Annotated in this window: 1 protein-coding gene; it reads right to left on the bottom strand. The window is 39.1% G+C overall.

Translation table 11 applies throughout. The features are described from left to right. On the bottom strand, positions 1–443 hold a 443-nt coding region (locus ETC00_RS19900; protein WP_171567761.1), incomplete at both ends, for a hypothetical protein.

Consider the following 443-nt stretch of genomic DNA (forward strand, 5'->3'; position numbering starts at 1 on the left):
TTTTCAATTGTAAGACCTGTGTTAATACGTTGTCCGTCAGGAATTTTCCACTCACGTGTTTCACGCTCACGGTCTAATTCAACTGTTTCTAGGTTGTTTTCGTTAGATAAGTGTCCACCAAAACGAACTTTCTTAATCTTACCACCTGTAGATGCTACAGAAACTGTTCCGTAGTAGAAATCTACTTGACCTGTAATAATATCTTCTACAGGTGCGTCATTTTCACCTTTAGTTTTAATACGGTATGTGAATGCACCGTTTGACGCCATATCAGGTTGGATATGGAGACCGGTAACTTCTTTGTCAACAGTTCCAGTTCCATCAGCATTTGGAACTTCAATAACTACTGCTTCAATATGGAACTCGTAAGCTAAACTGTCACGCGTTTCTAAAGTACCACCTGACAATTGTAAAATGTTTAGATCTTGAACAGGAAGAGTACC

The sequence above is a fragment of the Brevibacillus sp. MCWH genome (assembly GCF_013096935.1).
In the GTDB taxonomy this organism is placed as follows: domain Bacteria; phylum Bacillota; class Bacilli; order Brevibacillales; family Brevibacillaceae; genus Brevibacillus; species Brevibacillus aydinogluensis.